The sequence below is a fragment of the Steroidobacteraceae bacterium genome (assembly GCA_041395505.1).
Classification (GTDB): Bacteria; Pseudomonadota; Gammaproteobacteria; order Steroidobacterales; family Steroidobacteraceae; genus JAWLAG01.
Window position 1 is genome coordinate 1,031,465 of record JAWLAG010000001.1, and the last position, 23,849, is coordinate 1,055,313.

Consider the following 23,849-nt stretch of genomic DNA (forward strand, 5'->3'; position numbering starts at 1 on the left):
GAAATCACTCAACGATGGGCGTGCTGGACCTGCGCATGTTCGGCGCAGCGTTCGCAGTTGACCCAGCCCGAATCACCGTCGGTGTAGTACTCTTTCTTCCAGATCGGCAGGCGATGTTTGATCTCGTCGATGATGTAGCGACAGGCGCGGAACGCTTCATCCCTGTGCGCCGCGCTGACGCCGACCCAGACGGCGGTGTCGCCAATGGCGAGTTCGCCGACCCGATGCACGCAATTCGCGTGCACGACGCCGAATTTTTCCCGCGCCTCGGTTTCTATGCGCGTGGCTTCCTTGACTGCAAGCGCCGCAAAAGACTCGTAGGTGAGCCGCAATACCCGGCGCCCCTCGTTGTGATCGCGCACCCAGCCCTCGAAGCTGACGAACCCGCCGCAAGCGCTTGCCGCACAGGTTCGCGTCAGACCTGCGACGTCGATAGGTTCGGACGTAAATTGGAAGCCCACGTTTCGGTATTCCTTCAACCGCCAGCGACTGGCGGAATGAACACCAGTGAATCGCCCGCCTGCAACGGCTGGTCCCAGTCGGCGAATTCGTCATTGACCGCCACCCGCAGCACATCCTCTGGCAGCGACAGGCCCCGCATTGAGCGCAGCTGTCTGTAGAGTTCACGGGGTGTGCGCGCCGGTGTCTGCAGTTGCTCGCGTGATCGTCCCGCCTGTTCGCGAAGCAACGCGTAGTACTCGACCGTCAGCGCGATAGCGCCAGGTCGCGCCGCGCCGCTGAGCTCGTTGTGCATGGTCCGGTATTCCTGCGGATTATTGACGTTGTCGAGAGCTCGCGCATCGGGCAGCTGCAGTAGAGCCACATCCGCCGCGCCAAGAAATTTGCGCGGACAGGATCCGCCATCCGCCCGGAAGCGCTGCAGTGCATCGCGAGACCGCGGCTCGTAGATGGCGCACAGCGGTTCTGGCAGACCATCGTGACTTGAGCGAAACGCCGTTGCCAGGCGCGAGGGGTCCCGCGCCGACAGCAGGCAATCGAGTGTGGGCCCATCGAGACGCGGCAGGTCGCAGGCAAGCACCAGCCAAGCCGCGCCATGGTCCGATTGAAGCGCGCTGATGATCCCGGCCAATGGTCCTTCAAGGTCTGGCAGGTCGATGATCTGCGGGTAGGCGCTGCGTTCGGGCTCCGCCTGCTGATCGTTCCTCAAGCTGACGTAACACTGCGCAACCCGCGGACTCAACAGGCGCCAGGCATGCTCGAGCTGCGAGATGCCGTGATAGCGCAGATTCGCCTTGTCCTGGCCCATGCGCCGGCTGCGCCCGCCGGTCAGTATCAGACCGTTGATGCGATCCATCGCCAGATGATATCAGGGCACGGGCTCGGCGCGCGTCGCTGAGTCTGCTCAGCTGCGCCGGCGTTTGAAGTCGCGTTTACCGCCCGACTTGGCCAACAACCGGACATTGCCAACGGTTATGTCATGAGACAGTGCCTTGCACATGTCATAGATCGTCAGCGCTGCCACGGTGGCGCCCGTCAGCGCTTCCATTTCGACTCCGGTCCGATGAGTTGCACGTACGGTACACACGATGCGCAGCTGCCGGCCCGAACGCCAGTCGATGTCGATCGCGCAGTCCTCGATGGGCAGAGGGTGGCAGAAGGGGATCAGCTCATGTGTCCGTTTGACTGCCATGACGCCTGCGATGATTGCCGTATCGATCACCGGTCCCTTGCGGGTTCTGGTGCCATGCGCACGCAATTCGCGGCTGACCACGAGCGGTACGCTCACCACGGCCTCGGCCGTCGCGCTACGGGCCGTGACTGCCTTGCCGCCGACGTCGACCATGGTTGGTCGATTAGCGGCATCGACGTGGCTGAGCCCCTTGCGCACGTCAGCCACCTATGTAGAACATCTCGACCTTCGGTTGGTCGAGTGCCGTGCGGCCACGCAATTCGCTGTAGCGATCCTCGCGCCGGGACCAAAACGCAGCGATCTGATCGTGAAGTTCCGCATCGGTCGCGCCGCTACGCAGGAGCGCTCGCAGGTCGCGCCCGGTCGTCGCAAACAGACAGGTGAAGAACCGGCCTTCAGAGGACAGCCGCGCACGCGTGCAGTCACCACAGAACGGCTGTGAGATCGACGATATGAATCCGAATTCGCCCTTGCCATCGGCGAACTCGTAGCGGGATGCGACTTCGCCCGGATAGTTGCGCCTGAGGGCCCGGACCGGCCAGCGCGCGCGGATCTTCTCCAGCATCTCACGCACCGGCACGACGCGCGCCCGCTGCCAGTCATTGCGATTGCCGACATCCATGTATTCGATGAAGCGCACGATGATGCCGCTGCCGCGGAAATGCTCGAGCAATGAGAGTATCGATCCGTCATTTACGCCGCGCTGCACTACGCAATTGACCTTGATGGGCGCAAGGCCGGCCCGGCTGGCTGCCTCGATTCCGCCGAGAACATCATCGAGTACCGCGAAACCGCCGCTCATGTTCGCGAATACATCGGGATCGAGACTGTCGAGGCTGACGGTCACCCGTTGAAGACCCGCGGCCTTCAGCTCGGTCGCATGCTTGGCGAGCAGCACGCCATTGGTCGTCAGTGCGACGTCGTCTATCCCGTCGATCGTGGACAAATCACCAATCAGATCCGCGAGTCCCGGTCGCAAGAGTGGCTCGCCGCCCGTAATGCGCAGCTTGCGCACCCCGAGTCGCGCGAACACACGAGCCAGCCGGGTGATTTCCGCGAAATCCAGCCGCTCGTTGGAGCGCAGGAAGCGGTAGCCATCATGGAAGGTTTCGCGCGGCATGCAGTAGGGGCAGCGAAAATTGCAGCGGTCCATGACGGAAATCCTGAGGTCATGGAGCGCGCGGCCACGGGTATCACGCGGCTCACCCAGCCGGTTCAGAGGCACGATGACTTCATGCTGCGTCATGGCCCCAGTCTAGCGCCAGTCGGGCCTACCAGCGATAAAAGGGTGCGGTATATCCCTTCGGCAGGCGCGTCGGGCCGGGCGGCAATTGCACGAACCCATCGGTCCGTGCCAGGGCATTGAAGTCGCCCGAGCCGTTGGTTGGCCGCGGCAGTGCCCAGTTGCGACCCCAGCTGTCCGCGTTGACGGCAACCGGCAGAAATACCGCGAGTTTGGCGGTCACTTCGTATTCTTCCGCCAATGCGATTTTCTCCTTCGGCATTTCGGTCCTGCCCATCGCAATGAACAGCTGTGGCAACACGTAGCGGTACAGACATATGAGCGTCGAGACTGGATTTCCGGGCAAGGCGAACACCGCAGCCCCATTGCCGGCGATGCCGAACCACATCGGCTTGCCGGGGCGCTGCGCGATCTTGTGAAAGACCCTGCGCACGCCGAGGTCGACCAATACCTTCGGGAGCAGGTCGAAGCGACCCATCGAAACGCCGCCGCTGAGGATGAGGATGTCCCGCGTATCGAGGTGAAATTGCAGCCGCTCCCTGATCTTGTCCTCGTCGTCCGCGACATGATCGTCGACTGAGCGTTGTAGCCCGGCTTTTTGCAGTGCTGCGAGCACGCCATAGACATTGGAGCGGCGAATCTGGTGACCGAGTATCGCCTCGCCGGGTTCGACAAGTTCGTTGCCGGTCGAGACAATGGCAATGCGAGGTTGCGCGCTTACGCGCACACGTGCCATGCCGGCGCCCGCGGCGATCGCAACCTGCACTGCGCCCATGATCTGGCCGGCATTGAGCAATAGCGAGCCCTGGGGTTGATCGGAGCCGCGCCGATGAACGTTGTCGAAAGGGCGGGGGAGAACATCGGCCGCAATGGCCGCGCGACCGTCGGTAACGGTGATTTCTTCCACCGGTATGACGCAATCGCAACCGTCCGGCAGCACCGCGCCGGTCATTACCTCGATGCAGGATTTCTCGCCGACCAACGCGATGGGCGGGTCGCCGGCCGCCAGTGTGGCTTGAATCTCGAGGTTGCGATCGAGCGCACTGACGTCGCTGCTCCTGAGCGCGATGCCGTCCATCGCCACGCGGTCGAATGGCGGCTGGTCGCGCTCCGCGTAGATGTTCTCGCGCAGCACGGCGCCGGCTGCATGCTGCAGCGGCAGTGATTCAATAGGCAGACACAGCAGTTGCTCGCCGATGATGCGCTCTGCATCAGCCGGCGTGATCATGCGGCCGGAATCGTTCATCGCTCCCGGCGCTGGTGGGATTACTTCTTGCTGTGTTCCTTGAATACGCGCACCTGCTCGTTGAAACGCGCAGCGACCGCCTGGGCATCATCGACGGCCGCGTTCTGTTTCTTGATCAGCATGTTCTCGAGCTCTTGCTTCTGCTCCGGCGTGAGCTCCTCGCCCTTTTCTGCAAGGGTAGCCTGCTGTTCGAGAGTCAGGCAATTCTGATAGGCCGTGATATCGGCATCGAATTGCTTGACCTGTTTCTGAGCGGCCAGCATGTCTTCCATCGTCGCCGTGCTGCCGTCCGGAATGGACTCCGGCGCCGCGGGGTAGGTGCAGGCGGCATGTGCGGCCCCCAGGGACAGGCTCAAGGTAACGGTGGTCGCGAGCAATAAGCGCATATTGTTTAATCCTCGTTCGTGGCGCCGCGCTGGCGCCGGCAGATTGGGCCGCCTGATTGTCCGTCTTCCGGCTGAACCCATGCTGAATATCGCGGCGCAGGACGGTCAAAAGCCGCACTCAATAATAATGACATACAATTGCCAATCGCAAACATTTTGCGCGCCCGTAGCTCAGCTGGATAGAGCATCAGGCTTCGAACCTGAGGGTCGGGAGTTCGAATCTCTCCGGGCGCGCCAAAGCCTACTTGCCCGCGGGGACGGCAGGCGGCAACAGCGGGGTGCACTTGAGCCGGGATCACTCGACAGCGGAAACAGCCAATATCGTGGCCCGGGTCTACAAGCCCACTTTTTCCGAGGCCGCCCGGCAGCGATTCGTACTCGGCGTCAAATTGCTGGCGAACAAGCCGATGCAGCAGCGTGTCCGCAGGCATTACGAAACGGCCATCCTGCCGCAGGTATCGGCCCGGCTCGGGCGTAGTCCCGTGTCGCGACGGGAGGTCGAGCGCGAGGTCGCGGCGTCGCCCGAATTCCGCGATTGGGCAACTTTTGCGCACTATTCGCAGAGCATGATGTGGAATGCCGTCGAGGCCACCACCCGACGCTCGCTGCAACGGGCTGGTGCACTTTACGAGCAGGTGACGAATCGTGCGGACGATTGTGGAAGCCTGAAATTGAATCCAGACCTGGCCGTCCCCTGGCCGATCGGCGCTACGGAGATACATCGCCAGCCGCAAGGCTACGCCGTGAGCGAACACGATCATGACCTCGCTGCGGGTCTGCGTTACCTCGGGTCATCGCTCATATATGGCCCGGCCAAAGGCAATGCCGCGGATGCGACTGATGCGCGCGGCGCTGAAATCGTCACCCAGTTGCACGACCGCTTTCCGGGGCTTGCGCCAGAACGCGTCCTCGAGCTCGGCTGCGGCATCGCGCGCGCGGGTCAAACCGTCGCGCGCGCATTCGCTCCGGCGGAATATCATGGCGTGGACGTAGCGCCGGGTCTGCTACGAATGGCCCATCTGTTGGCGCGGGAGAATCGCGTGCCAATGCACTTTCACCAGCGTGATGCCGCGGATACGGGCTTTGCCGGCGGCAGTTTCGATCTTGTCGTCTCGTTCATACTCTTTCATGAAACCAGCCACGACAAGCTCGGTGCGATTCTGCGCGAATGCCACCGGTTGCTGCGACCAGGCGGTGCCATGCTGCACCTCGACGTCGCCATTCAGACCAGGCGGCTGAACCTCGTCGACCAGACGTTGAATGACTGGCAGGTGCGCTGGAATGGCGAGCCGTTCTGGACAGGTTTTGCCGAAACCGACATGCGTCGAGCAATCGTTGATGCCGGGTTTTCCGGCGACAACGTGTTCGCCGAATACATGCATCGCGGCGATGGTGGTGCCTGGCATGTCTTTGGCGGCGTGCGCGACTGACATGCTGCCGCTGCGCGCTGGCGAAATCGTCGAAGTTGCCGATCGGGTCTGGCGAATCGTGGCCGGCAATGCCTCGATGATGACCGGCCCCGGCACCAACAGCTACCTGCTCGGCAATCCGCCCTCCGTCGTGGTCGATCCGGGACCCCGGCTCGATGCTCACCTGGCCACGATCGATGCCGCCTGCACGTCCCTTGCCGCAGTACTGGTCACGCATACCCACAATGATCATTCCCCGGGAGCCCATGTGCTCGCCGGCAAGCGCGGCTGCCGGCTCATCGGGCGCGAGGCGCCGCCGGACGGTTACCAGGATCGCAGTTTCAGTCCCGATCACGAACCGGGCGACGGCGAAATACTGCGCATGGACGATGTCGAGCTGCGCGCCATCCACACGCCGGGGCATGCTTCGAACCACGTCTGTTACCTTCATGAAGCGAGCGGCATGTTGTTTTCGGGAGACCACATTCTCGATGGCGTGACGCCGGTCATCGTCGCACCGGATGGCAACATGCGCGATTACATCGCCTCGCTCGAGCGACTGAAGACTCATCCGATCACCGCCATCGCACCCGGTCACGGTCACGTCCTGCGCGATCCAGGTGCGCAGATCGACGGCATCATCGCCCATCGCATGCGACGCGAAGCAAAGGTTGTCGAGCGGCTGCGCGACCTCGCTGGCGCCACGATTCCCGAGCTCGTGAGCAGCGTCTACGATGACGTGCCGGCCGATCGGCATGACTGGGCCCAGAAGACCCTGGCTGCGCACCTGTTCAAACTCGAGCAGGATGGCCTTTGTGTGCGGGAGGGTGAGCGCTGGCATGTCCGCTAGCAGACGCGGCCGCATACGCGTCGAATTGCGTGGCATCGAGCTGACCCGGGCGCGCAAGGCGATCCTGCGTGATGTGCATTGGTGCATACGCGATGGCGAGCATTGGCTGCTGCAAGGCGCGAACGGTGCCGGCAAGACACAATTGCTGAAGCTCCTGGCGGGCGACGTCTGGCCCGATGCCAACACACGCGCATTGCGGCGCTACTTTGCGGACGACGGGACTGCGCTGCCCTTGTCGCTGGCTCGCGATCAAATCAGCTACTTCGGACCCGAACGCCAGGACCGATACGAGCGCTATGGCTGGAATCATTCGGTGCCGCGTATCGTTGCGACCGGCATCGAGCGCAGCGACATACCGCTGCGCCGGCTGACTCCGGTCGATCGCCTGCAGGTCGCAAAGTTGTTGCAGAAGCTGTCGATCACTCATCTGGCACGGCGCAGATTCCTCACCCTGTCCTATGGCGAGCGACGGCTGGTCCTGCTGTGCCGGGCACTGGCCAGCCGGCCAAGGCTGTTGCTCCTCGACGAACCGTTCGCTGGGCTCGATGCGCAGAATACGCGGCGCCTGCGCGCCTATCTTGCGGGCAGCGGCAGCGCGCGCATGCCCTGGGTCATCACTTCGCACCGCGCCGACGTACTGCCGCCGGCCATCACCCACGTTGCCGGCCTGGATGGCGGCCGATTGCGTCGTCGGGCGAAAACGCGGCGCATTGCGCAAACCACCCACAGGGCGCGCGCTGTGCGGACTGTCCGGGCCACGGCCGCAAGCGCGCCAACGGTACTGCAGTTGACGAAGGCAAGCGTCTTTCTCGACGCGCGGCCGGTGCTGCGCTCCATAGACTGGCGCGTCGCCCTCGGCGAATGCTGGGTGCTGTCCGGCGCGAATGGCGCGGGGAAATCGACCTTGCTGCGCGCGATATATGGCGATCACCGTATTGCCATCGGCGGCAAACTGCATCGTGACTGGCTGCAACCGGGCGCTGCAATTTCGGAATTCCGCGAGCGGGTGGGTTATGTCAGTGCCGAGCTTCAGGCGGCGTATCCCCGCCGTGCCATTGCCCTCGACGTCGTGCTCTCGGGCCGCCACGCCAGTTTCAATCTCGCCGCGCCTGCGACCGCGGCCGAGAAAAAGCGCGCGCGATCGTCACTGGCTCGAGTCGATCTCGCGGGATGCGCCGATTGCGAGCTCGCGCAGTTGTCCTATGGACAGCAACGTCGCGTACTGTTGGCCCGGGCGCTCATCAACGAACCGCGGCTATTGTTGCTCGACGAGCCCTATGCGGGGCTGGATCGGGGCGCGAGGCATGCCATGATGCAAACGGTGGACAGTCTGGCGCAGGAGAAGCGGACCTTGCTGCTGGCACTTCATCATGCGGACGAGTGGCCGCGGAAGGTCACCCACGAATTGCGTCTGGCGCGCGGCCGGATTGCCTATCGCGGGCGGGCGAGGCCATGAAGCGCGCGGCGATCACGCTCCTTTGCGCCCTGCTGGCCTGCCTGCTGATTGCCGTCGGCCCGGGTACCGGCCGCAGCCGGCTGTATTGGCAGGCGCTGCTGCACGGGGCCGGTTCGATCGATGCAGGCAATGCCACGCGCACGATCTCGATCGACGAGCCGGCGCAGCCTTCGCTGCCGCCGTTGGATCCTGCGGCAGCCGGAATCAATCCGCTCGTGATCGAAGACGTAATGTCCCTCGCCGACTCACAGAACGCGACGGCGGTCGTGATCGTGCGGGATGGACATCTCGTGGCCGAGCGTTACTTTCGCGGCACCGATGCCAGTACGTCATTTGCCGCTGATCGCTTTGCGGCGCTGCTCGCGACACTCGCAGTAGGTGCCGCATTCGACATGGCGCGTTTCGGCAGCGAAGCCGAACCGATTGGCAACTATCTGCCGTCCTGGCGAGGTGATGCGCGTGGCGCGGTCACGATCGCCGATCTGCTGGCAGGTCGCGGCCGCTTCGTGCCATTGGGCGCGGCCCGCTGGCCTGGCAGCCCGGCTGTTACCAGTCGCACGGCCGCGGATTTTGAGGCGTTCTGGCTCGCGAGACCCCTGGGCGAGATCGCTGAGTATGCGAATGAGACGGATATCGAACTGCTTGCGCTTGCGCTTCGCAACGCGACCGCCACGAGCTATCCGCAATTTCTCCAGCAAACAATTTGGCGACCGCTCGGTGGCGGACGCCTGACGTTTCTTGCCGACGGCGGCGGGCAGGTGCGCGCCGCTTGCTGCCTGCAGATGCGCCAGGGCGATATCGTGCGACTGGCCGCACTGCTGATGGGAGACGGTGTCTATATGGGCGAGCAGATCCTGCGCCCAGGCTGGATTCGGCATATGTGGCCTCGGCACGAACCGGATCACCGGCCCGGCATGCAGCTGAACGCAGCGACGCCACATCCGCGTATCGATCCCGATAGCGGCGAGATGACCGATGCACCATGGCGCGAGCCGTTCCTTGTCGATGACGTGGTATTCGCGGCCGCGCGCGAACGTCAACGCATCTGGCTCGTGCCCTCGTTGCAGCTTGCGGTCATTCGATTGGGCAAGGCGCCGCCTGCAGGCGCCGATTGGCAGGAGAGCGCGCTGGTCAACGCACTGATACGCGGTATATCCAAGCGTTCCGCGACGACACGCGCTCCCGACGCCATGGATCCATCGCAATTCGCGCCGCATTGACACATGTTCCCGTGGCCGAGCACGATTGCCGATGCCTGATCCCACGACGCGGTTTGCCGGAGGTGTGATTCATGAGTAGCAACCCATTCCAGCCCTGGAGCCAGGGCGACATCCTGGCGGGCGCCACCTTGCTCAACGATGCCCATGACGATCATGCGGGGCGCGGCCGGATACTGCACTTCGACAGCGCACTCGTGCCAAAGGGGGAAATCTGGCTGCCGCGGACGACGCATCTGGTCACCGGACTGAAATTTGCGCCTGATGGGGTATTGTGGGCATTTGATACCCACGCGCACCTGGTGCTCAACATTCATCGCGATGGTCGCATCCTCGTGCGCGAGGAGTTCCCTTCGCGTGCGTTCTCCAACGTCAATTTCCTGCGTGACGGCTCGATACTGCTGGGCGAGCATGTGACTGGCAGCGAGATTTCACCCCGGGTCAAGGCGCGCATGAAGACGACGATACCCCACGTGCCGGGCACGCAGCGGTTCGGCGAAGGGCATGTCTATCGTTTCAGCGCGGCCGGCAAGCTCCTCGAGGAATACCCGACAGAGACGCATGGCGGCATGGCCGGATTCCTCGGAGTCACGATGTCGGCTGTCACGGCGAGCGGGCATATCCTCGTGTATTGCTCGGAGACCGGACCACGATTGATGCGCTACGACCTCGAACGCCGCAGCCAGCTCCCGGATCTGCAATCGTTCGCGCCACCCTATCCGCCCGGTCCGCCGCCGATGTTCTTCGGCATGGCCTTTGGCCGCGACGGAACACTCTTCGTGTTGCGAGGCGCTGCCTTGCATACGATCGACCTTGCAACGGGTGCCACGTTGCGGCAATTGCCATTGCCGGATTTCGGCTGGGCGACGCTGGCTCTGACGGCGCATGAACAGTCGGCCGTGATTGCCAATTTCATGACAGGCGAGATCGCCCTGCTCGATCTTGACAGCGGTCAGCTCGGTGCGCGGGCGCAGACCGGTGCCGCGAAATCTCTCGCGGGCGTTGCGGCAGTCGTCTCCGGCTGACCGCGAAGGCCAGCCGGAGAGCGAACTCGCGTTCTATTTCTCGTCGTTCAGGTAACGGTCGAGTTCGCGATGGAAATGCCGCAGGCGTTGCTCCTGCTCGCCCCACAACGGGCCTTTGAATGCGCGCGAGCGTATGCCCTGCTGCTGGACAGGTAACAACTCGGAATCCTGATCGAGCACGTCGCCGAGGTTCGGCGGATCGCCGGGCGGCACGTTGATGCAGTTCGGTCGCGTCGCTCCCGTGACATCGATGCCTGCCGGCAATCCCATCCAGGCCGGAACCGTGTAATCCGGGTCCTCAACGTGACGGTAGAGAATCATGGTTTCGTAATAGAACACTTCCGGATCGGTGGCATGCGGCAGGAAGCGCATGATGAACACACCTTCCGGATGCATACCCATCTGCACGTTGGGGAAAAGGCCTGTCGCCCAGCTATCGGTCAGCTGGCCGTCGCTGAAATTCTCATAGTGCGCGAGGCCGACCCGTTGCGCCCTTGCCCGCTTGGAGCGCTGGATGGCTGCCCGCACTTCCCGTGCAGTACCGTTGAACGCCGCAGGATCGATTCCGCCTTCCTTCAGCATGAACTTGAGATAGTCATCGACTGTGTCCTGGTCCCCGACGCGATGCGACTTGACGCAGATTGGCACGATCATTCGACTCGCGCCATTGGGATAGAGGTCGTACTGCGAGAAATCCTCCATGACGCCCTGCGTCTGCGGGTGGACATAGGGCAGGTGATAGGTCTCGTAGAATGCATCGACACCCGTTTTCCAGTTTGCGCGCCACTCGGTGAGCACGTGATGCACGACATGCATCTTGTCGATTTCGTACATTTCGATGTAACCCTTGGGCAGGCCAAGGTATTGCGCCAACGGCGGCGCCTTGCCATCCATGTTGATGAACACGATGCCGCCGAGCGTCTCACAGCGAACTTCTGTCAGGCCCGGTCGATGCGCAATCAGACGCGGATTGAAGGTCTTTTCATCGGAGATTTTCTGCAACTTGCCGTCACAGCCGAATTGCCAGCCATGGAAACCGCAGGTGAAGCGATCGACGCTGCCGCGTTCGTTCTGGCACACGCGATTGCCGCGATGAGGGCAGACGTTGTAGAAAGCCTTGATCGCGCCATCCGGCTGTTTGACAACGATGAACTCCTCCGGGCCAATGCGAAAAGTGAAATAGTCGCCGGCTTCCTGCAGGTCGGCGGTGACGCCCGCCAGCAACCAGACGCGTGGCCACAGGTTCTGCCATTCCTTGCGCATGAACTCGCTCGAGTAGTAGCGCGACGGATCCGGCACATCCAGGCCGTTGTCGATTTCCGGCTGTTTGGCTTCCAGCGAATTCCTGGGCGCGTTGAGAGTCATCGGCCATTCGACTTTGTAATTCACAGCCATGTTCAATCTCCTTGGGAATTGTGTTCAGGCCGCGGCGGTCGCGAACCGACAATAGTTTTCTTTTTCCACGACGTTGAGTACGAACGACAGTTTTGCCATGCCGCTGATTATCGCCATGGTGGTGCCTAGTTCGAGTATCTGCTCGTCACTGAAATGCTTGCGAAGTCGCTGGTACAGGTCCCTCGACATGTTCCCGTCCATGTTGGTCAGCGCAACCTCCTGGGCGTAGTCGATCACCGCACGTTCGGCCGCATCGAAGCCCTCATTGCCACCGGCGCTCAAGCTGTCGATCTGCGCCTGGCTGAATCCTGCCTCGAGTGCGCCGGGGATGTTCTGCTTGTTACAGGTGCGGCAGCCGTGCACCAGGGATAGCTTGAGCCGCGCAAGCTGTTTGTAACGCTGCCCCACCTTGCCGCCGAAGAATACAGGTCCGTAGAACTTGTTCATCACGAAATCGAGCATCTCCGGCGCTGCGGCAAATACCTCGACGAACTGCGGCGTACCTGTCAGTGAATTAAGCGTGTCCCAGGCGAGATGCCACTTCGGGTCGAGCCTGTCGCGTGAAATCCTCGGAAGCAGAGTCTCGCTCATGGTGCTGTCTCCTGATCGTTCCCGTGGCCGCTAGTCGCCGGAGATCCTGAAGTAATCGGGAATGCCGGCCGGCCAGGCATTGCCGTATTGATTGTTGCCGCCATCGATGACCAGCACCTCGCCAGTGATGAACTTGCCGGTCGGCGCAGACAGATAGACGACCGCCTGGGCAATATCCAGCGCATCGCCAAACTCATGCAGAGGATTGGCGAGCTTCAGTCTTTCCGCGACTTCCGGTTCGTAGACATTGAGTCCTTCGGTGGCTATGGAGCCGGGCGAAATGCAATTGACGCGAATTCGGTGCGGCGCCCACTCTGTAGCCAGCGATTTGCTCAGGTAAATGACGCCGGCGCGTGCCGCGCAGGTATGCGCAACCTGCGGCATGCCGCGCCAGACGTTGGCGACTATGCTCACGATATTGCCGGGCAGTTTGTTGTCGCGCCAGTACCGCGCCGCCGCCTGCATCATGTACCAGGTGCCGTTGAGGTTGGTGTCGATGACGGTGAGCCAGCCTTTGACGGTGAAATCGATCGCAGCCTGAGGATATTGTCCACCCGCGCTGTTGACCAGCGTGTCGAGCTTGCCGAATCGTTCGACGGTGGCTCGATGCACAAGCGCCACCTGTTCGGGGTCGCGGATGCTCATCGATTGGTAGGCAATTTCGCGACCGAGTTCGCGCTTGATCCCGGCGGCGACCTGCTGCAGGCGCTCTTCGCGACGCCCGCAGATCATGACGTCGGCTCCGAGTCGAGCGCATACGAATGCCATGGCCCGGCCCATGCCGCTGCCGCCGCCCGATATCAGCAGGGTCTGGCCTGCAAGCAGGTCGTTGCGAAACGCGAGCGGCATGCTCGCGAGCTGCGTATCGCTCAAATCCCAATTCTTGGTGCCAGGGCGTTGTCTCGGCACTGGTTTCAGCTTGGCGTCGTTCATACACTCGCGAGACCGAGTACCGATATGCTGGCGATATTGCGATTGGGTATGCCGCCAAGATTGTGCGTAACGCCAATGCTCGGTGACTTCAACTGTCGGTCGCCGGCGCGGCCGAGCAACTGCTGATAAACCTCATATGCCATGCGCAGTCCTGATGCACCGATGGGATGTCCGAAGCATTTCAGGCCGCCGTCGATCTGGCAGGGTATGGCACCGTCCGCGTCGTAACGCCCGTCCAGCACATCGTGAGGTGCCTTGCCGATAGCCGACAATCCAAGATCTTCCATGAGCACCAGTTCGGTGATCGAGAAGCAGTCGTGCACTTCGATCAGGTCGATCTCCCGTTGCGGATCCCCGATACCCGCTTCCTGCCATGCGCGCTGACTCGCGATGCGGGTCGTCAACGTGTAACTGCCATCCCAGGAATTGTGCCCCATTTCGACGCCGTTGCTCGGTGCGAGCTGCAACGCCTTGATACTGACCACGTCACGCCGGCCGAGGCCGCGCGCGATTTCCGGCGTGGTCACGATGGCACAGGCAGCACCGTCGCTGACGCCACAACAATCGAATACGCCGAGCGGGTAGGAAATCATGGGCGCATTGAGGGCTTGGTCGATGGTGATGCGGTTGCGCAGGTGCGCCTTCGGGTTGCGCGCGCCATTCTCGTGGCTCTTCCAGGAGATATGCGCCATGGCACGGCGCAATTCGTCCATCGAATAGCCATGCCTGGCTGCATAGGCGCTCGCGAGTTGGGCGAAGGCACCCGGCGCGGTGCTGCTTGGCAGGTACAGGTCCTCGAAGGTTCCCTTGGTGCGCTCCGGCAGGCCACCGTAGCCGGTGTCCTTGAGTTTTTCGACACCTAGCGCTAGGGCGATGTCGCAGGCGCCGGCAGCGACAGCGTACACCGCTCCGCGCAATGCCTCGGTTCCGGTCGCGCACAGGTTCTCGACGCGGGTCACGGGAATGTTGGGCAGGCGCAGCGTCATCGACATCGGCAGGGGTGACTTGCCGATGTTCTGCTCATCGAAGAAGACGCCCAGCCATGCCGCCTGCAATTGGTCGCGCTCGATCCCGGCATCGGCAATGGCCTCGTTGAATGCCTCGACCATCAGGTCATCGGCACCGCAGTCCCAGCGTTCGCCGAAACGCGAGCAACCCATGCCGATGATCGCAACCTTGTCCTTGATACCGCTTGCCATCGAGTCAGCTCTTTACTGCTTTCCAGAAGTAGCGCCGGAAGCCACGTCGCGTATCGAAATCCTTGATGCGAAATTCGAAACTGACCTGATCACCCACCACGAGTTCTCCGGTCGCAAGATCCGCGAACTCCATGAGCAGATTGCCGCCTTCCTCGAACGCAACATTGCCGTAAATATACGGCGGTCGGGGCGAATATGCCTGCCAGTCCTCGGTGAAGGTCTTGACGCGGCCGCGGCTGTTGGCAAGGCGATACGGCTGCTGCGTATCGGTCGCGCGGCACTCGGGGTTGACGCAGACCCGGGCGCGCGGAAACTGCACGGCCTGGCAGGCGCTGCAGCGGCCACCCACGAAGCCGTTGACATCGCGGTGCCGGCGCCACGCGGTCGATTGCGCGCTGCGATTGTCTCGCTCGGCGCGCATGCCAAAATCGACATCGACGATGCCGGCGTGCGAGAGATAACGAACATACTGCTCTTCCGCGCGGCCTGCCGAGATCGCCGTGTTGAGCGAAGATTTGCGCGCGAGCGCCGCCGCGCCGCCGCTTCGCAGCACCAGGGCATCCACGCCCTGACCAAAGCCCACGAGCAGGATGTTCTGTCCAGGCTGCGCTGCATCGAGCGCCGCGGCGAGCATCATGAGCGGTTGGGCGGCACCGCAATCGCCAACGTCCGCTGCGAGATCCGGCGTCAGCGGGCATTCGCCGAGCTTCGCCGCGCGGGCAATTGCGCGCGCCATCGCGCCGCCGCCCGGCAAAATTGCGGCGTGCAGGTCCGTGCGCTGCAGGCTGGCAGCGGCGAGCGCGCGATCGACAGCGGCAGGAATGAGTTTGGTCAGGCCTTCGTCCCGGACCCAACGCTCCTCCAGCGTGTAGTCGAAATCAGCGTCGGTGCCGCGGTAATGGTCGACGAAATCTGCGCTGAGCTCGGCCGACCCGAGCAACTGGGCGAGCGGATCGGCAGTCGCTTCGATGCGCAGCGCAACCGCCCCATGTCCGTACTTGAGTTCCTCGGGACTGGCCGGCCGCGCTTTGCGCGCATCGCTCGCAATAACGAGCTGTGCTCCGGAGCAAGAGTTGCCGATTGCCCGCAGCAGTGCGCCGGTGCCTGCGCGGAGCGAGCCTGTGACGTCCGTGCCGGCGTGCGCGGGATCGAGGTCGAGCGCCTCGCCGACCAGCGCTGCGTTGCTGCGGTCGGCGAAGGGCAGGGTGGTGGAGGCGAGCCACAGCGCATCGACCGAATGCTCATTGCCCATCGCGCCGCGCGCGGCAGCAACGGCCATGGTCAGGGCATCCTCATCCCAGTTGCAGATCGATCGCGAACCCTTGGCCTTGGCAGCCTGCGGATTCGCCCAGGCGGTCGCCGCGGCGATGCTCGAGCGAGCGAGTCGCAGCCGCGGCACGAAGACATGAATTCCGGTTACGGCCGCTGTACGCATGACTAGAACTGGTAGTAGGGCTCGAGCAGCGGTTTGATGCGCAGATTCTCCGGCACCTGATCGGCGCCTATGCGCCGGTCGAGTTCTTCGTGCCAGTGATAAATTCGCCGCTCCTGATAGTTGAGCGGCATGCCCTTGAAGCCGGGCGACATCACGGATTGCTGGATCTGCGCTGCAAACTGCAGGTCCTCGTCGAGGATGCGGTCGAAGTTGGCAATGCGTGTGTCCCAGATCGCATCGAGTGGACCATCACCCCAGTCCGGGGCGAACCAGATGCATTCGATGCGCATGGTCGTGTCCGAGGTCGGCCAGAACAACAGGAACGGGCAGCCGCTCGGGTCGATCGGAGTGACCAGGTTCGGATAGAAATTGAACGACGGATTGTTCTTGTCGGCGATTACGGTCGCCGTTGCAACGCGCTTGAGTCCGCGGGTACCAGGGTCTGACCAGTCTTCCCTGCGGTTCGGCGTCACCATCAGTGAGTGACCGTTGCGATAAAGCTCGATGCACGCACCGCGATGATCAAGAAAACGGTCGACTGTATTCTGGTGGATGGACTTCAGGTGGTAGACCTCGAGAAAGGCATCCATCAGGACTTTCACGTTGCACTCGACGTCGAAGGCCTCCTCACGCACGTAGCGCCAGCTGAGCGGCTGGAACTGTTGAAAATAATCGCCGAAAGGCGCGACATGTTCGGCGAGGGGCTCCGCCTGCGGGTCCTCGTTGATGAAGATCCAGTTGAAGAACCTCTCGCAGCGGACCTCGATGAGCCGCCTTTCGGCCGGGTCCAGGCCGACGAAATCGCGCTTGTCGCGCAGGTTGATCAGTTCGCCATCGAGTCGATAGGTCCAGCCGTGATAACTGCAGACAAAGCCCTCGCACTTGCCGGAAGCATCCTTGACGAGCGGTGCGCCGCGATGACGGCAGGTGTTGTAGAAGGCGCGCACGACATTGTCCTTGCCCCGCACGATGACAATCGGCGTGCCGGTCTTTTTCCACAGGAGAAAGCTGCCGCGTTCGGGCAGTTGATCGATATGGCAGGCATAGAGCCAGCTGCGTCGCCACAAGTGCTGGCGCTCGAGCTTCAGGAACTGCGGATCGACATAGCGACCAGCCGGAATGTCGGGAAATTTCGGGAAGCCAGGCGGCGGGGCAGTGCGTGCCGCCTCGTAGCGCATCGTGCTGAGTATTCTTTCGACTGTGCTGGCATCCATGGCGGACTGACGATCCGAAGGTGGGTCTGTGCGGGCCGGGCAGATGCCCGTTCCCTCGACATCGATCCGATTATAGGCGTGGTCCGTCGAAAAGAAACAGGCCTGACTGTTTTTATGCCGTCAGCACGACATAACAGATTGATTTTTATAGGAAAGCAAGAAAATCAGGTGACTCCCGTGAGGGAGTCACCTGATCGCAGAGTGCTTATTCGCCGACGATGCGCAGGACCACGCGACGATTGGTCTGGCGTCCCTCGTCCGTGGCATTGCTCGCAATCGGCTGCGCCTCGCCATACCCACGGGCACTCAAGCTGTTGCTCACCCCGTGAGCCTTCAGATACCCCATCACCGTCTCCGCCCGGCGCTGCGAGAGCGTCTTGTTGTAGCCCGCCGATCCCACGCTGTCGGTGTGCCCGGCCACTTCCACTTCAAGCTCCGGATAGCGCTTCAACGTCGCGACCGCACGATCCAGCACCGACTCGCTCCCCGCGCTCAGCTCGGCACTGTTGGTCTCAAAAACCACCCCGGGCAGGCGGATCTCTTCCTTGAATGAACAGCCGTCCTCATCCACCCGATCGCCCTTCGGCGTGCCAGGGCACTTGTCCTTGCTGTCCACGACCCCATCGCCATCGGAGTCCACTTCGCAGCCGCGCGCATCGACCTTCGCACCCGCGGGCGTCCCCGGGCACTGGTCCTGGCTGTCGACCACGCCATCGCCATCCGAATCGAGCTCGCAGCCCCTCGCATCCACCCGCGCTCCGGCCGGCGTCCCAGGACACTTGTCCATGTCATCCGTCACACCATCGCCGTCACTGTCCACAGGCGCAGGCGGCGGCGGCGGTGGTGGCGCTACAGCTCGCGGCGCTTCGCCGCCGCCGAACTTGTAGTTGAAATTGATGCCGATGACCCGCGGATGCGGCCGCAGGCGAATACCACTGGCGCCGAAGTTCTCCTGCGTACCGGTGTAGTACTTGGTGTCGGTCAGGTTCTGCACATACAGACCGACGCTGGTGCGTTCCCAGTCCATGCCAGCCCGCAGATTGATCAGATCGAAGGACGGGCTGAGATAGGGGAACTCGCCGACCAGCGGCGCACGCTGCAGACCCTGGTTGGGCGACGGGCCCAGGGTTTGCTGATTGGTGAGACCTTCAACGTCGGAATACTGACCGTCACGATGGACGAACTCGCCACGGATCCAGGCATCGCCACCGGCGGCCGGCCAGCGATACTCGCCGAAAGCGTTGAAGGTGATCTCCGGTGCCTTGGGCAGCACGAGGCCTTTCAAGGTGGGCGTGAATCCACCCGTGATCTGAACGCCGCGCTGCGGCTGGTTCAGCGCATTGATGAAGATCGGGTCTTCGGTGATCTCGCTGCTGAGATAGCCGAAAGCGCCGCCGATAGTGATGCGCTCGGAGGTGCGTGCCACGATTTCGATTTCGAGGCCCTTGGCTTCCGCCTTCGGCACGTTGATCGTCTGCTCGAAGTTCGACGACAGGTCACCTGGCGTCAGGAAACGGAACGCCTCCATCTGCAGGTCTTTCCAGTCGAGCTTGAATACCGAGGCATTGACCCGCACCCGGCGATCGAGGAACTCGGACTTCATGCCGATTTCGTAGTTGGTGAGGGTCTCTTCGTCGTAGGGCACGATGAAGGGGACGTCGTTGGCGTTCGTATTGTTGCCGACGCTGCTGCCGCCCGCCTTGTAGCCGCGCGAGACAGTCGCATAGAGACGGGTGTTGTCCGAAGCCTTGAAATTGAACACCAGCCGCGGCGATACGTTGCTGAACGAGCGCTTGGCGCTCGCCGGCGGGCGCGCATAGTTCTGGAAGCTCTGGAAGAAGCCGAAGCTCGGCGGCGGAGACGGCGGGTTGACTGGGGCAATGCCGAAAGATGCGACCTCGTTGAGCACGTCGTCACTGGTGTAGCGGGCACCCAGGCTGATGTCCAGCCGATTGGTGGCATGCAAGGTCGCGTCGGCAAACACCGCCAGGCTGTCGACTTCGAAATTCTTGTTGTTGCGCGCAAGACCCAGCCCTTCCGGGAAGGGCGGCAACAAGCCCGGCGGCGCCGTTGGATCGGAGGACACCGCGACGTTGTTGAATTGCTCCTGGTCGTCCTGGGCGTACAAGGCACCGACCGTCCAGTCGGCGCGCTCGCCCGAGGCCTCGAGGCGCAGCTCCGTGCTCCAGGATTTGCCGTCGTACTTGTTGGTGCGCTTCAGCGCATCGACACCGCCCATCAGGTCGTTGTCGAACAGGCGCTCCTGGCTGGCGTCGATGAGGCCGCTGATCCACTTGAGCGTCATGCCATTGCCGAAGCGGTGCCGGAGGTTCGCGACCGCTACGAAAGTATCGAGGGTGTTCTTCTCCGGCAGGTCGTGGCTCAGCTTGTCCTGGTTATCGGGCCAGAACCCGGTGCCCGGATCGAACGCCGAGGTAATCCCGAAGGTGTCGATCGAGTCGAGGTCGAGCACGCCCGAAGGCACGTTCTCGTCGGTGCCCTGGCGTTGATTGCTATAGAACAGGCTCAGCTTGAGATCGGTATCTTCAGTGAGGCTCCACAACGCCTTGACGCGCGTGTCGACATATTGATGGCCGCTGTCCTTGCGTCCGGTCGGGTTGATGTTCTTGACGATGCCGGAGCTGTCCTCGTAGTAGGCCACGCCGCGCAGCTTGAACCGGTCCGTGACCGGCAGATTGATGACGCCATTGATATTGAACATGTCGCCGGTGGTGCTGTAGGTCTCCGCACCGGCGCCTATGCTGCCTTCGAACACATCGGTTGGATCACGCGTCGTGAGGTTGAGCGCGCCACCCAGGGAGTTGCGGCCGAAATAGGTGCCCTGCGGGCCGCGCAGTACTTCGATGCGCTCCATGTCCGGCAGCAAGGGGTTCGCCACCTGGTTCGGCACCGAGGCAACACTGAACTCGTCGAGATAGATACCGACGGAATTGACGAAGGCGTTCTCTCCGGACACCAGGTTGTTGATGCCGCGAATGGCGATGCCAATACCGCGCGCACCGGACTGGCCATCTTCCGTGTAACTGACGTTGGGCGTCGTCGCGAGATAATCCGTCGCGCTCTTGATGCTGAGTTTGTCGATGTCGCCGCCGCTGATGGCCGTCACGCTGATCGGCACGTCCTGCAGTCGCTGCTCGCGGCGCTGCGCCGTGACCACGACCTCCTGCAGGCCGGCGTCGTCCTGGGCTGGCAAGGTGGTGGGAACTAACAAGACTACGGACAGGATCGCAAGCACTGACCTTTGCATAGACCTTCCCCTCGAAACACGGTGTTCTTGAATTCTACCGATGGGCCGTCGGGCCCGCCGTACGGTTGCAACCATGATACAGCGGCGCAAGCCTTGGGGGATTAGTTTATGCCTCAACTAAATGCTTGGCAACGGAGGTCAACTTAGAAACATCGAGTGCATGAGCCGGCCCGGCGTGAAGGCCAGGACCCCTGCAACGAGCGCGCCGCCGATGTAGCTTCCAAGCAACGCCCGCCGGTGCCCTGCGACATGGCCGCGGCGAATGGCGCGCAGTGCGAGCGCGATGGAAATCAGCGTGAGGGGTACGAACAGATGAATCCAGCCGAGATTCAAAGGTCCCAGGGCGATGCGAGCGAAACCGGGCGATTCGATGAATACGGCGGAGAATGAAGTGAGGGTCATCAGCGCCATGTACAGGACGCCGACGACGCGGTGAGTGAGCGAGCCCTTTCGGCTTGCCAGAAAGAGCCAAGCGCCCAGTCCAAAGGCCGGCACAACCGTGTAGACGTGAAGCTGGACGGGGAGCGACGCTTCGGCGAGCAGGGCAAGGTTCATTCGGTGTCTCCTGTGGTGCCTGTCGGGCCGCCGGTACCGACCAACCGGCCGAGGTGTTCGACATAGGCCTTGAATGCGCTGCGTCCTTCGGCTGTAAGCGCACATTCCGTGCGCGGTTTGCGCGCGATGAAGTGCTTGGTGATCGTCAGATAGCCTGCTTCCTCGAGTCGCCGCAGATGCACGCTGAGATTGCCGTCTGTGGCACCGATGCGATCGCGCAGAAACGTAAACTCTGCGCGCTCGAGCGTTGCGAGCACCGCCATGATCGAAAGGCGCAGCCGCGAATGAATGACATCGTCAATGCGGCTGTGATCGAAGACCCGATCGGCCATCAGCCGTTGCGCCGAGTCGCGCCGCGAGCCATGCGATTCAGCTGGAGCCCTGGAACGACGAACAACAGCAGCACGCAGCCGATGAAGAGCCAGTAGGCAGTAGCGCCGGGGAAGAGCAGCATGGCCGCACCGGCAGCCCACCAGGCATACGCGGTGTTTCGAAGCCAACGCAGGCGAAACAACAGCCCATTGACGAAAACGCCGATGGCAATGACACAGGCGTCGATGCCGAACGCGGCAGCCGCAGGTACTGCGCCACTTGGCAGCCCCACGAACATCACGATGCACAATGCGAGGCCCGTTGCGAACCAGACCTGCCCGGACAAGCGACTGTCAGGTGCCGAAGCCTCGGCCAGGCGGCGCAGGCGCCGGATGGCCAGGTAGGTAAGGAGCCACCCGAGCGCGATGCAGGCAACCCAGATGGGCAGGGCGGTCAGCCCCAGACGCCAGGGTGTGGGCAAGGCAGTGACTACCATTGCCGTACACAGTATCGTGCCCCAAATGAGAAAGAATTGGCCGGTAACTGTCGCGAATCGGTGGGTATCTACCATCAACTGCCGAATTTCACGCAGGTCAATCGGTTTCGCGGTCATTGCAATTCCAAAGTACTTTAAAAAACAAAGTATAGGCTGATTTGAGCCCTGGCGCAAGAAGAGCTCCGTTATTGATTCAAATCTGGGTCAACCGCCAGCTGGCGCCGGTACAGCGGGATTCGGGCCCGGTAGGACTGCGCGGCATAACGGATGCGGGCCCGGTCGTCGGCGGATGCCTGGCGGACGACTTTGCCGGGCGAGCCCATGACGACCGACTCGGGTGGAATGACCTTGCCAGGCGGCACGAGTGCACGTGCCGCGACGATGCTTCCGCGGCCGATTTTCGCGCCATCGAGAACGATCGCGCCGTTGCCGATGAGACACTCGTCGGCAACGGTGCAGGCATGCAGCGTGACGCCATGACCCACGCTGACATCCGTGCCGATGCGCGTAGGCTCGTCGTCATTGACATGGATGATGCTGCTGTCCTGGATGTTGCTCCCGGCACCGATGATGATCGGTGCGATGTCGGCCCGGAGCACGGCATGGAACCAGACGCTCGCATGCTCGCCGAGTTCGACCGCGCCGATCAGGTCCGCGCTCGGCGCAATGTAGTAATGTGTACCGAGCAACTTGAGTCGTCGCTCGCCAAGTGTGTAAATCATTCGCTGTCCGCCCAGACGGGTGATTCCGTTAGCATAGTTGCGTGAACGCGAAAAAAGTACTGCAGGGCGTGCGTGTGCTCGACTTCGGGCGCTACGTCGCAGGCCCGTATGCCGCCACCTTGCTCGGTTATCTCGGCGCTGATGTGATCCGGGTGGAGCGCCGTGAAGGGGGCGAGGATCGTTTCATCGCGCCGGTGACGGCCAATGGGGAAGGCGCGGTATTCCTGCAAACGGCGTGCGACAAGCGCTCGCTGACCCTCGATCTCGCGCACGCGCAGGCGGCGCAGGTGCTGCGCCCACTGATCGCATCCTCCGATGTGGTGGTGGCAAACTTTCCGCCCCGGCAACTGCAGAAGTTCGGGCTCGATTACGCATCTCTGTGCGCGATACGCAGCGACATCATTCTCGCAACGCAAACCGCGTTCGGCGAGTCGGGACCTTATCGCGATCGCGGTGGTTTCGACGGGATAGGTCAGGCGCTCTCCGGCGCCATGTATATCACCGGCACGCCGGGCGCGCCGGTCAAGGCGGCGGCCCCGTATGTCGATTTCTCGACAGCCGTGTTGTCGGCTTTCGGCATTCTGGCAGCGATTCTGCATCGGCGCGAAACCGGTCAGGGTCAGCAGGTCGGCGCCAACCTGCAAACAACCGCCATGGCGGTCTTCGGCTCGCATCTGATCGAGCAATCGGTGCTCGAACTCGATCGCGTCGGCTCAGGCAATCGCGTGCAGACTTCCGCGCCCTCGGATGTCTTCCCCACCCGCGACGGTCATGTGCTCACCCATGTCGTCGGCAATGCCTTGTTCGCGCGTTGGGCGCGCCTGATGGGTGACGCCGCGCGCTGGCTCGACGATCCGCGATTCTCGACCGATCAGTCGCGCGCCGATAATAGCGATGACATTCTCGCGCGGATGCGACTCTGGTGCGCCGAGCGCAGCTGCGAGCAGGCCATTACGGAGCTCGAGGCCGCGGGCCTGCCCGCGGCCCGCGTCTACACACCGCGCGAGGCATTGGCAGATCCACAGGTGACGGCCCTCGGGTCGCTGCACGAAGTCCATGACTATCCGGGTTTGCCGCGCGCGGCGGCGATACCGGACCTGCCGCTGCGGTTCTCTCAACTGCATGCCGGCATCAGCCAGCGGCCGCCAACGCTTGGCGAACACACAGACGAGATCCTCGCAAGCCTGGGCTTCGATACGCGCGCGATTGCCGCACTGCGAAACGCCCAGGTGGTTTGACGACCCGA

The 23,849-nt window shown here is 62.6% G+C and carries 23 protein-coding genes and 1 tRNA gene; 7 read left to right on the plus strand and 17 right to left on the minus strand.

Annotated elements, in window-relative coordinates; genetic code table 11:
- Nucleotides 1-8: 8 nt before the first annotated feature.
- Genes R3E77_04735 through R3E77_04760 form a run of 6 tightly spaced genes read right to left on the minus strand, consistent with a single transcriptional unit; the run spans nucleotide 9 to nucleotide 4,526 of the window.
- Complete coding sequence (locus tag R3E77_04735) at nucleotides 9-461, minus strand: molybdenum cofactor biosynthesis protein MoaE (GenBank protein ID MEZ5498723.1); 453 nt, start codon at nucleotides 459-461, stop codon at nucleotides 9-11.
- Nucleotides 462-475: 14 nt separating this feature from the next.
- Nucleotides 476-1,315 (minus strand): NTP transferase domain-containing protein, encoded by an 840-nt coding sequence (locus R3E77_04740; GenBank protein MEZ5498724.1) that lies wholly within the window; start codon nucleotides 1,313-1,315, stop codon nucleotides 476-478.
- Nucleotides 1,316-1,363: 48 nt separating this feature from the next.
- Nucleotides 1,364-1,858, minus strand: coding sequence for a cyclic pyranopterin monophosphate synthase MoaC (gene moaC / locus R3E77_04745; GenBank protein MEZ5498725.1), 495 nt, complete (start codon nucleotides 1,856-1,858; stop codon nucleotides 1,364-1,366).
- Nucleotides 1,851-2,897, minus strand: a complete 1,047-nt coding sequence (moaA, locus tag R3E77_04750; GenBank protein MEZ5498726.1) for a GTP 3',8-cyclase MoaA — start codon at nucleotides 2,895-2,897, stop codon at nucleotides 1,851-1,853. The genes moaC and moaA overlap by 8 nt, the downstream gene beginning before the upstream one ends.
- A gap of 25 nt (nucleotides 2,898-2,922) precedes the next feature.
- The gene (locus R3E77_04755) at nucleotides 2,923-4,140 is read right to left on the minus strand and encodes a molybdopterin molybdotransferase MoeA (GenBank protein ID MEZ5498727.1); all 1,218 of its coding nucleotides are present in this window, start codon (nucleotides 4,138-4,140) and stop codon (nucleotides 2,923-2,925) included.
- Nucleotides 4,141-4,160: 20 nt separating this feature from the next.
- Nucleotides 4,161-4,526, minus strand: coding sequence for a hypothetical protein (locus tag R3E77_04760; protein ID MEZ5498728.1), 366 nt, complete (start codon nucleotides 4,524-4,526; stop codon nucleotides 4,161-4,163).
- 160 nt (nucleotides 4,527-4,686) lie between these two features.
- On the opposite strand from R3E77_04760, the gene R3E77_04765 reads away from it, so the two are divergent.
- The 6 genes from R3E77_04765 to R3E77_04790 all read left to right on the plus strand — a co-directional run bounded on the left by R3E77_04765 (nucleotide 4,687) and on the right by R3E77_04790 (nucleotide 10,483).
- A tRNA-Arg gene (locus tag R3E77_04765) sits at nucleotides 4,687-4,763 on the plus strand.
- A gap of 47 nt (nucleotides 4,764-4,810) precedes the next feature.
- Complete coding sequence (locus R3E77_04770; GenBank protein MEZ5498729.1) at nucleotides 4,811-5,956, plus strand: class I SAM-dependent methyltransferase; 1,146 nt, start codon at nucleotides 4,811-4,813, stop codon at nucleotides 5,954-5,956.
- Nucleotides 5,931-6,785 carry an MBL fold metallo-hydrolase gene (locus tag R3E77_04775; GenBank protein ID MEZ5498730.1) on the plus strand — a complete coding sequence of 285 codons (855 nt, stop codon included), beginning with the start codon at nucleotides 5,931-5,933 and terminating at the stop codon, nucleotides 6,783-6,785. Before R3E77_04770 ends, R3E77_04775 begins: the two co-directional genes overlap by 26 nt.
- Nucleotides 6,775-8,241 (plus strand): ATP-binding cassette domain-containing protein, encoded by a 1,467-nt coding sequence (locus R3E77_04780; protein ID MEZ5498731.1) that lies wholly within the window; start codon nucleotides 6,775-6,777, stop codon nucleotides 8,239-8,241. Before R3E77_04775 ends, R3E77_04780 begins: the two co-directional genes overlap by 11 nt.
- On the plus strand, nucleotides 8,238-9,461 hold the full coding sequence (locus R3E77_04785; protein MEZ5498732.1) for a serine hydrolase domain-containing protein: 1,224 nt from the start codon (nucleotides 8,238-8,240) through the stop codon (nucleotides 9,459-9,461). The genes R3E77_04780 and R3E77_04785 overlap by 4 nt, the downstream gene beginning before the upstream one ends.
- A 71-nt stretch (nucleotides 9,462-9,532) precedes the next feature.
- Nucleotides 9,533-10,483, plus strand: a complete 951-nt coding sequence (locus R3E77_04790) for a hypothetical protein (GenBank protein MEZ5498733.1) — start codon at nucleotides 9,533-9,535, stop codon at nucleotides 10,481-10,483.
- A gap of 33 nt (nucleotides 10,484-10,516) precedes the next feature.
- Here the strand turns inward: R3E77_04790 and R3E77_04795 are convergent, their stop codons facing one another.
- From R3E77_04795 to R3E77_04845, 11 genes are all read right to left on the minus strand, one after another.
- Nucleotides 10,517-11,878, minus strand: coding sequence for an aromatic ring-hydroxylating dioxygenase subunit alpha (locus R3E77_04795; protein MEZ5498734.1), 1,362 nt, complete (start codon nucleotides 11,876-11,878; stop codon nucleotides 10,517-10,519).
- 24 nt (nucleotides 11,879-11,902) lie between these two features.
- On the minus strand, nucleotides 11,903-12,469 hold the full coding sequence (locus R3E77_04800; protein MEZ5498735.1) for a carboxymuconolactone decarboxylase family protein: 567 nt from the start codon (nucleotides 12,467-12,469) through the stop codon (nucleotides 11,903-11,905).
- A 30-nt stretch (nucleotides 12,470-12,499) separates the two neighbouring features.
- On the minus strand, nucleotides 12,500-13,342 hold the full coding sequence (locus tag R3E77_04805) for an SDR family oxidoreductase (protein MEZ5498736.1): 843 nt from the start codon (nucleotides 13,340-13,342) through the stop codon (nucleotides 12,500-12,502).
- 56 nt (nucleotides 13,343-13,398) lie between these two features.
- Entirely contained in the window at nucleotides 13,399-14,601 is a 1,203-nt protein-coding gene (locus tag R3E77_04810; protein MEZ5498737.1) for an acetyl-CoA acetyltransferase, read from the minus strand.
- A gap of 4 nt (nucleotides 14,602-14,605) precedes the next feature.
- Nucleotides 14,606-16,036, minus strand: coding sequence for a zinc ribbon domain-containing protein (locus R3E77_04815; protein ID MEZ5498738.1), 1,431 nt, complete (start codon nucleotides 16,034-16,036; stop codon nucleotides 14,606-14,608).
- Between the two features lie 2 nt (nucleotides 16,037-16,038).
- Nucleotides 16,039-17,250 carry an aromatic ring-hydroxylating dioxygenase subunit alpha gene (locus R3E77_04820; GenBank protein MEZ5498739.1) on the minus strand — a complete coding sequence of 404 codons (1,212 nt, stop codon included), beginning with the start codon at nucleotides 17,248-17,250 and terminating at the stop codon, nucleotides 16,039-16,041.
- 205 nt (nucleotides 17,251-17,455) lie between these two features.
- Complete coding sequence (locus tag R3E77_04825; protein MEZ5498740.1) at nucleotides 17,456-20,482, minus strand: TonB-dependent receptor; 3,027 nt, start codon at nucleotides 20,480-20,482, stop codon at nucleotides 17,456-17,458.
- Nucleotides 20,483-20,656: 174 nt separating this feature from the next.
- Nucleotides 20,657-21,073 (minus strand): DUF2306 domain-containing protein, encoded by a 417-nt coding sequence (locus tag R3E77_04830; protein ID MEZ5498741.1) that lies wholly within the window; start codon nucleotides 21,071-21,073, stop codon nucleotides 20,657-20,659.
- A complete protein-coding gene (locus tag R3E77_04835; protein ID MEZ5498742.1) occupies nucleotides 21,070-21,405 on the minus strand; it encodes a transcriptional regulator in 336 nt (111 codons plus the stop codon). Before R3E77_04835 ends, R3E77_04830 begins: the two co-directional genes overlap by 4 nt.
- Nucleotides 21,405-21,998: a hypothetical protein gene (locus tag R3E77_04840; GenBank protein ID MEZ5498743.1), complete on the minus strand. Its 594-nt coding sequence runs from the start codon at nucleotides 21,996-21,998 to the stop codon at nucleotides 21,405-21,407. Before R3E77_04840 ends, R3E77_04835 begins: the two co-directional genes overlap by 1 nt.
- 68 nt (nucleotides 21,999-22,066) lie before the next feature.
- A complete protein-coding gene (locus R3E77_04845) occupies nucleotides 22,067-22,603 on the minus strand; it encodes a gamma carbonic anhydrase family protein (protein MEZ5498744.1) in 537 nt (178 codons plus the stop codon).
- Between the two features lie 41 nt (nucleotides 22,604-22,644).
- Here R3E77_04845 and R3E77_04850 point away from each other — a divergent pair, with 41 nt between their 5' ends.
- Complete coding sequence (locus R3E77_04850; protein ID MEZ5498745.1) at nucleotides 22,645-23,841, plus strand: CoA transferase; 1,197 nt, start codon at nucleotides 22,645-22,647, stop codon at nucleotides 23,839-23,841.
- Nucleotides 23,842-23,849: the final 8 nt, after the last annotated feature.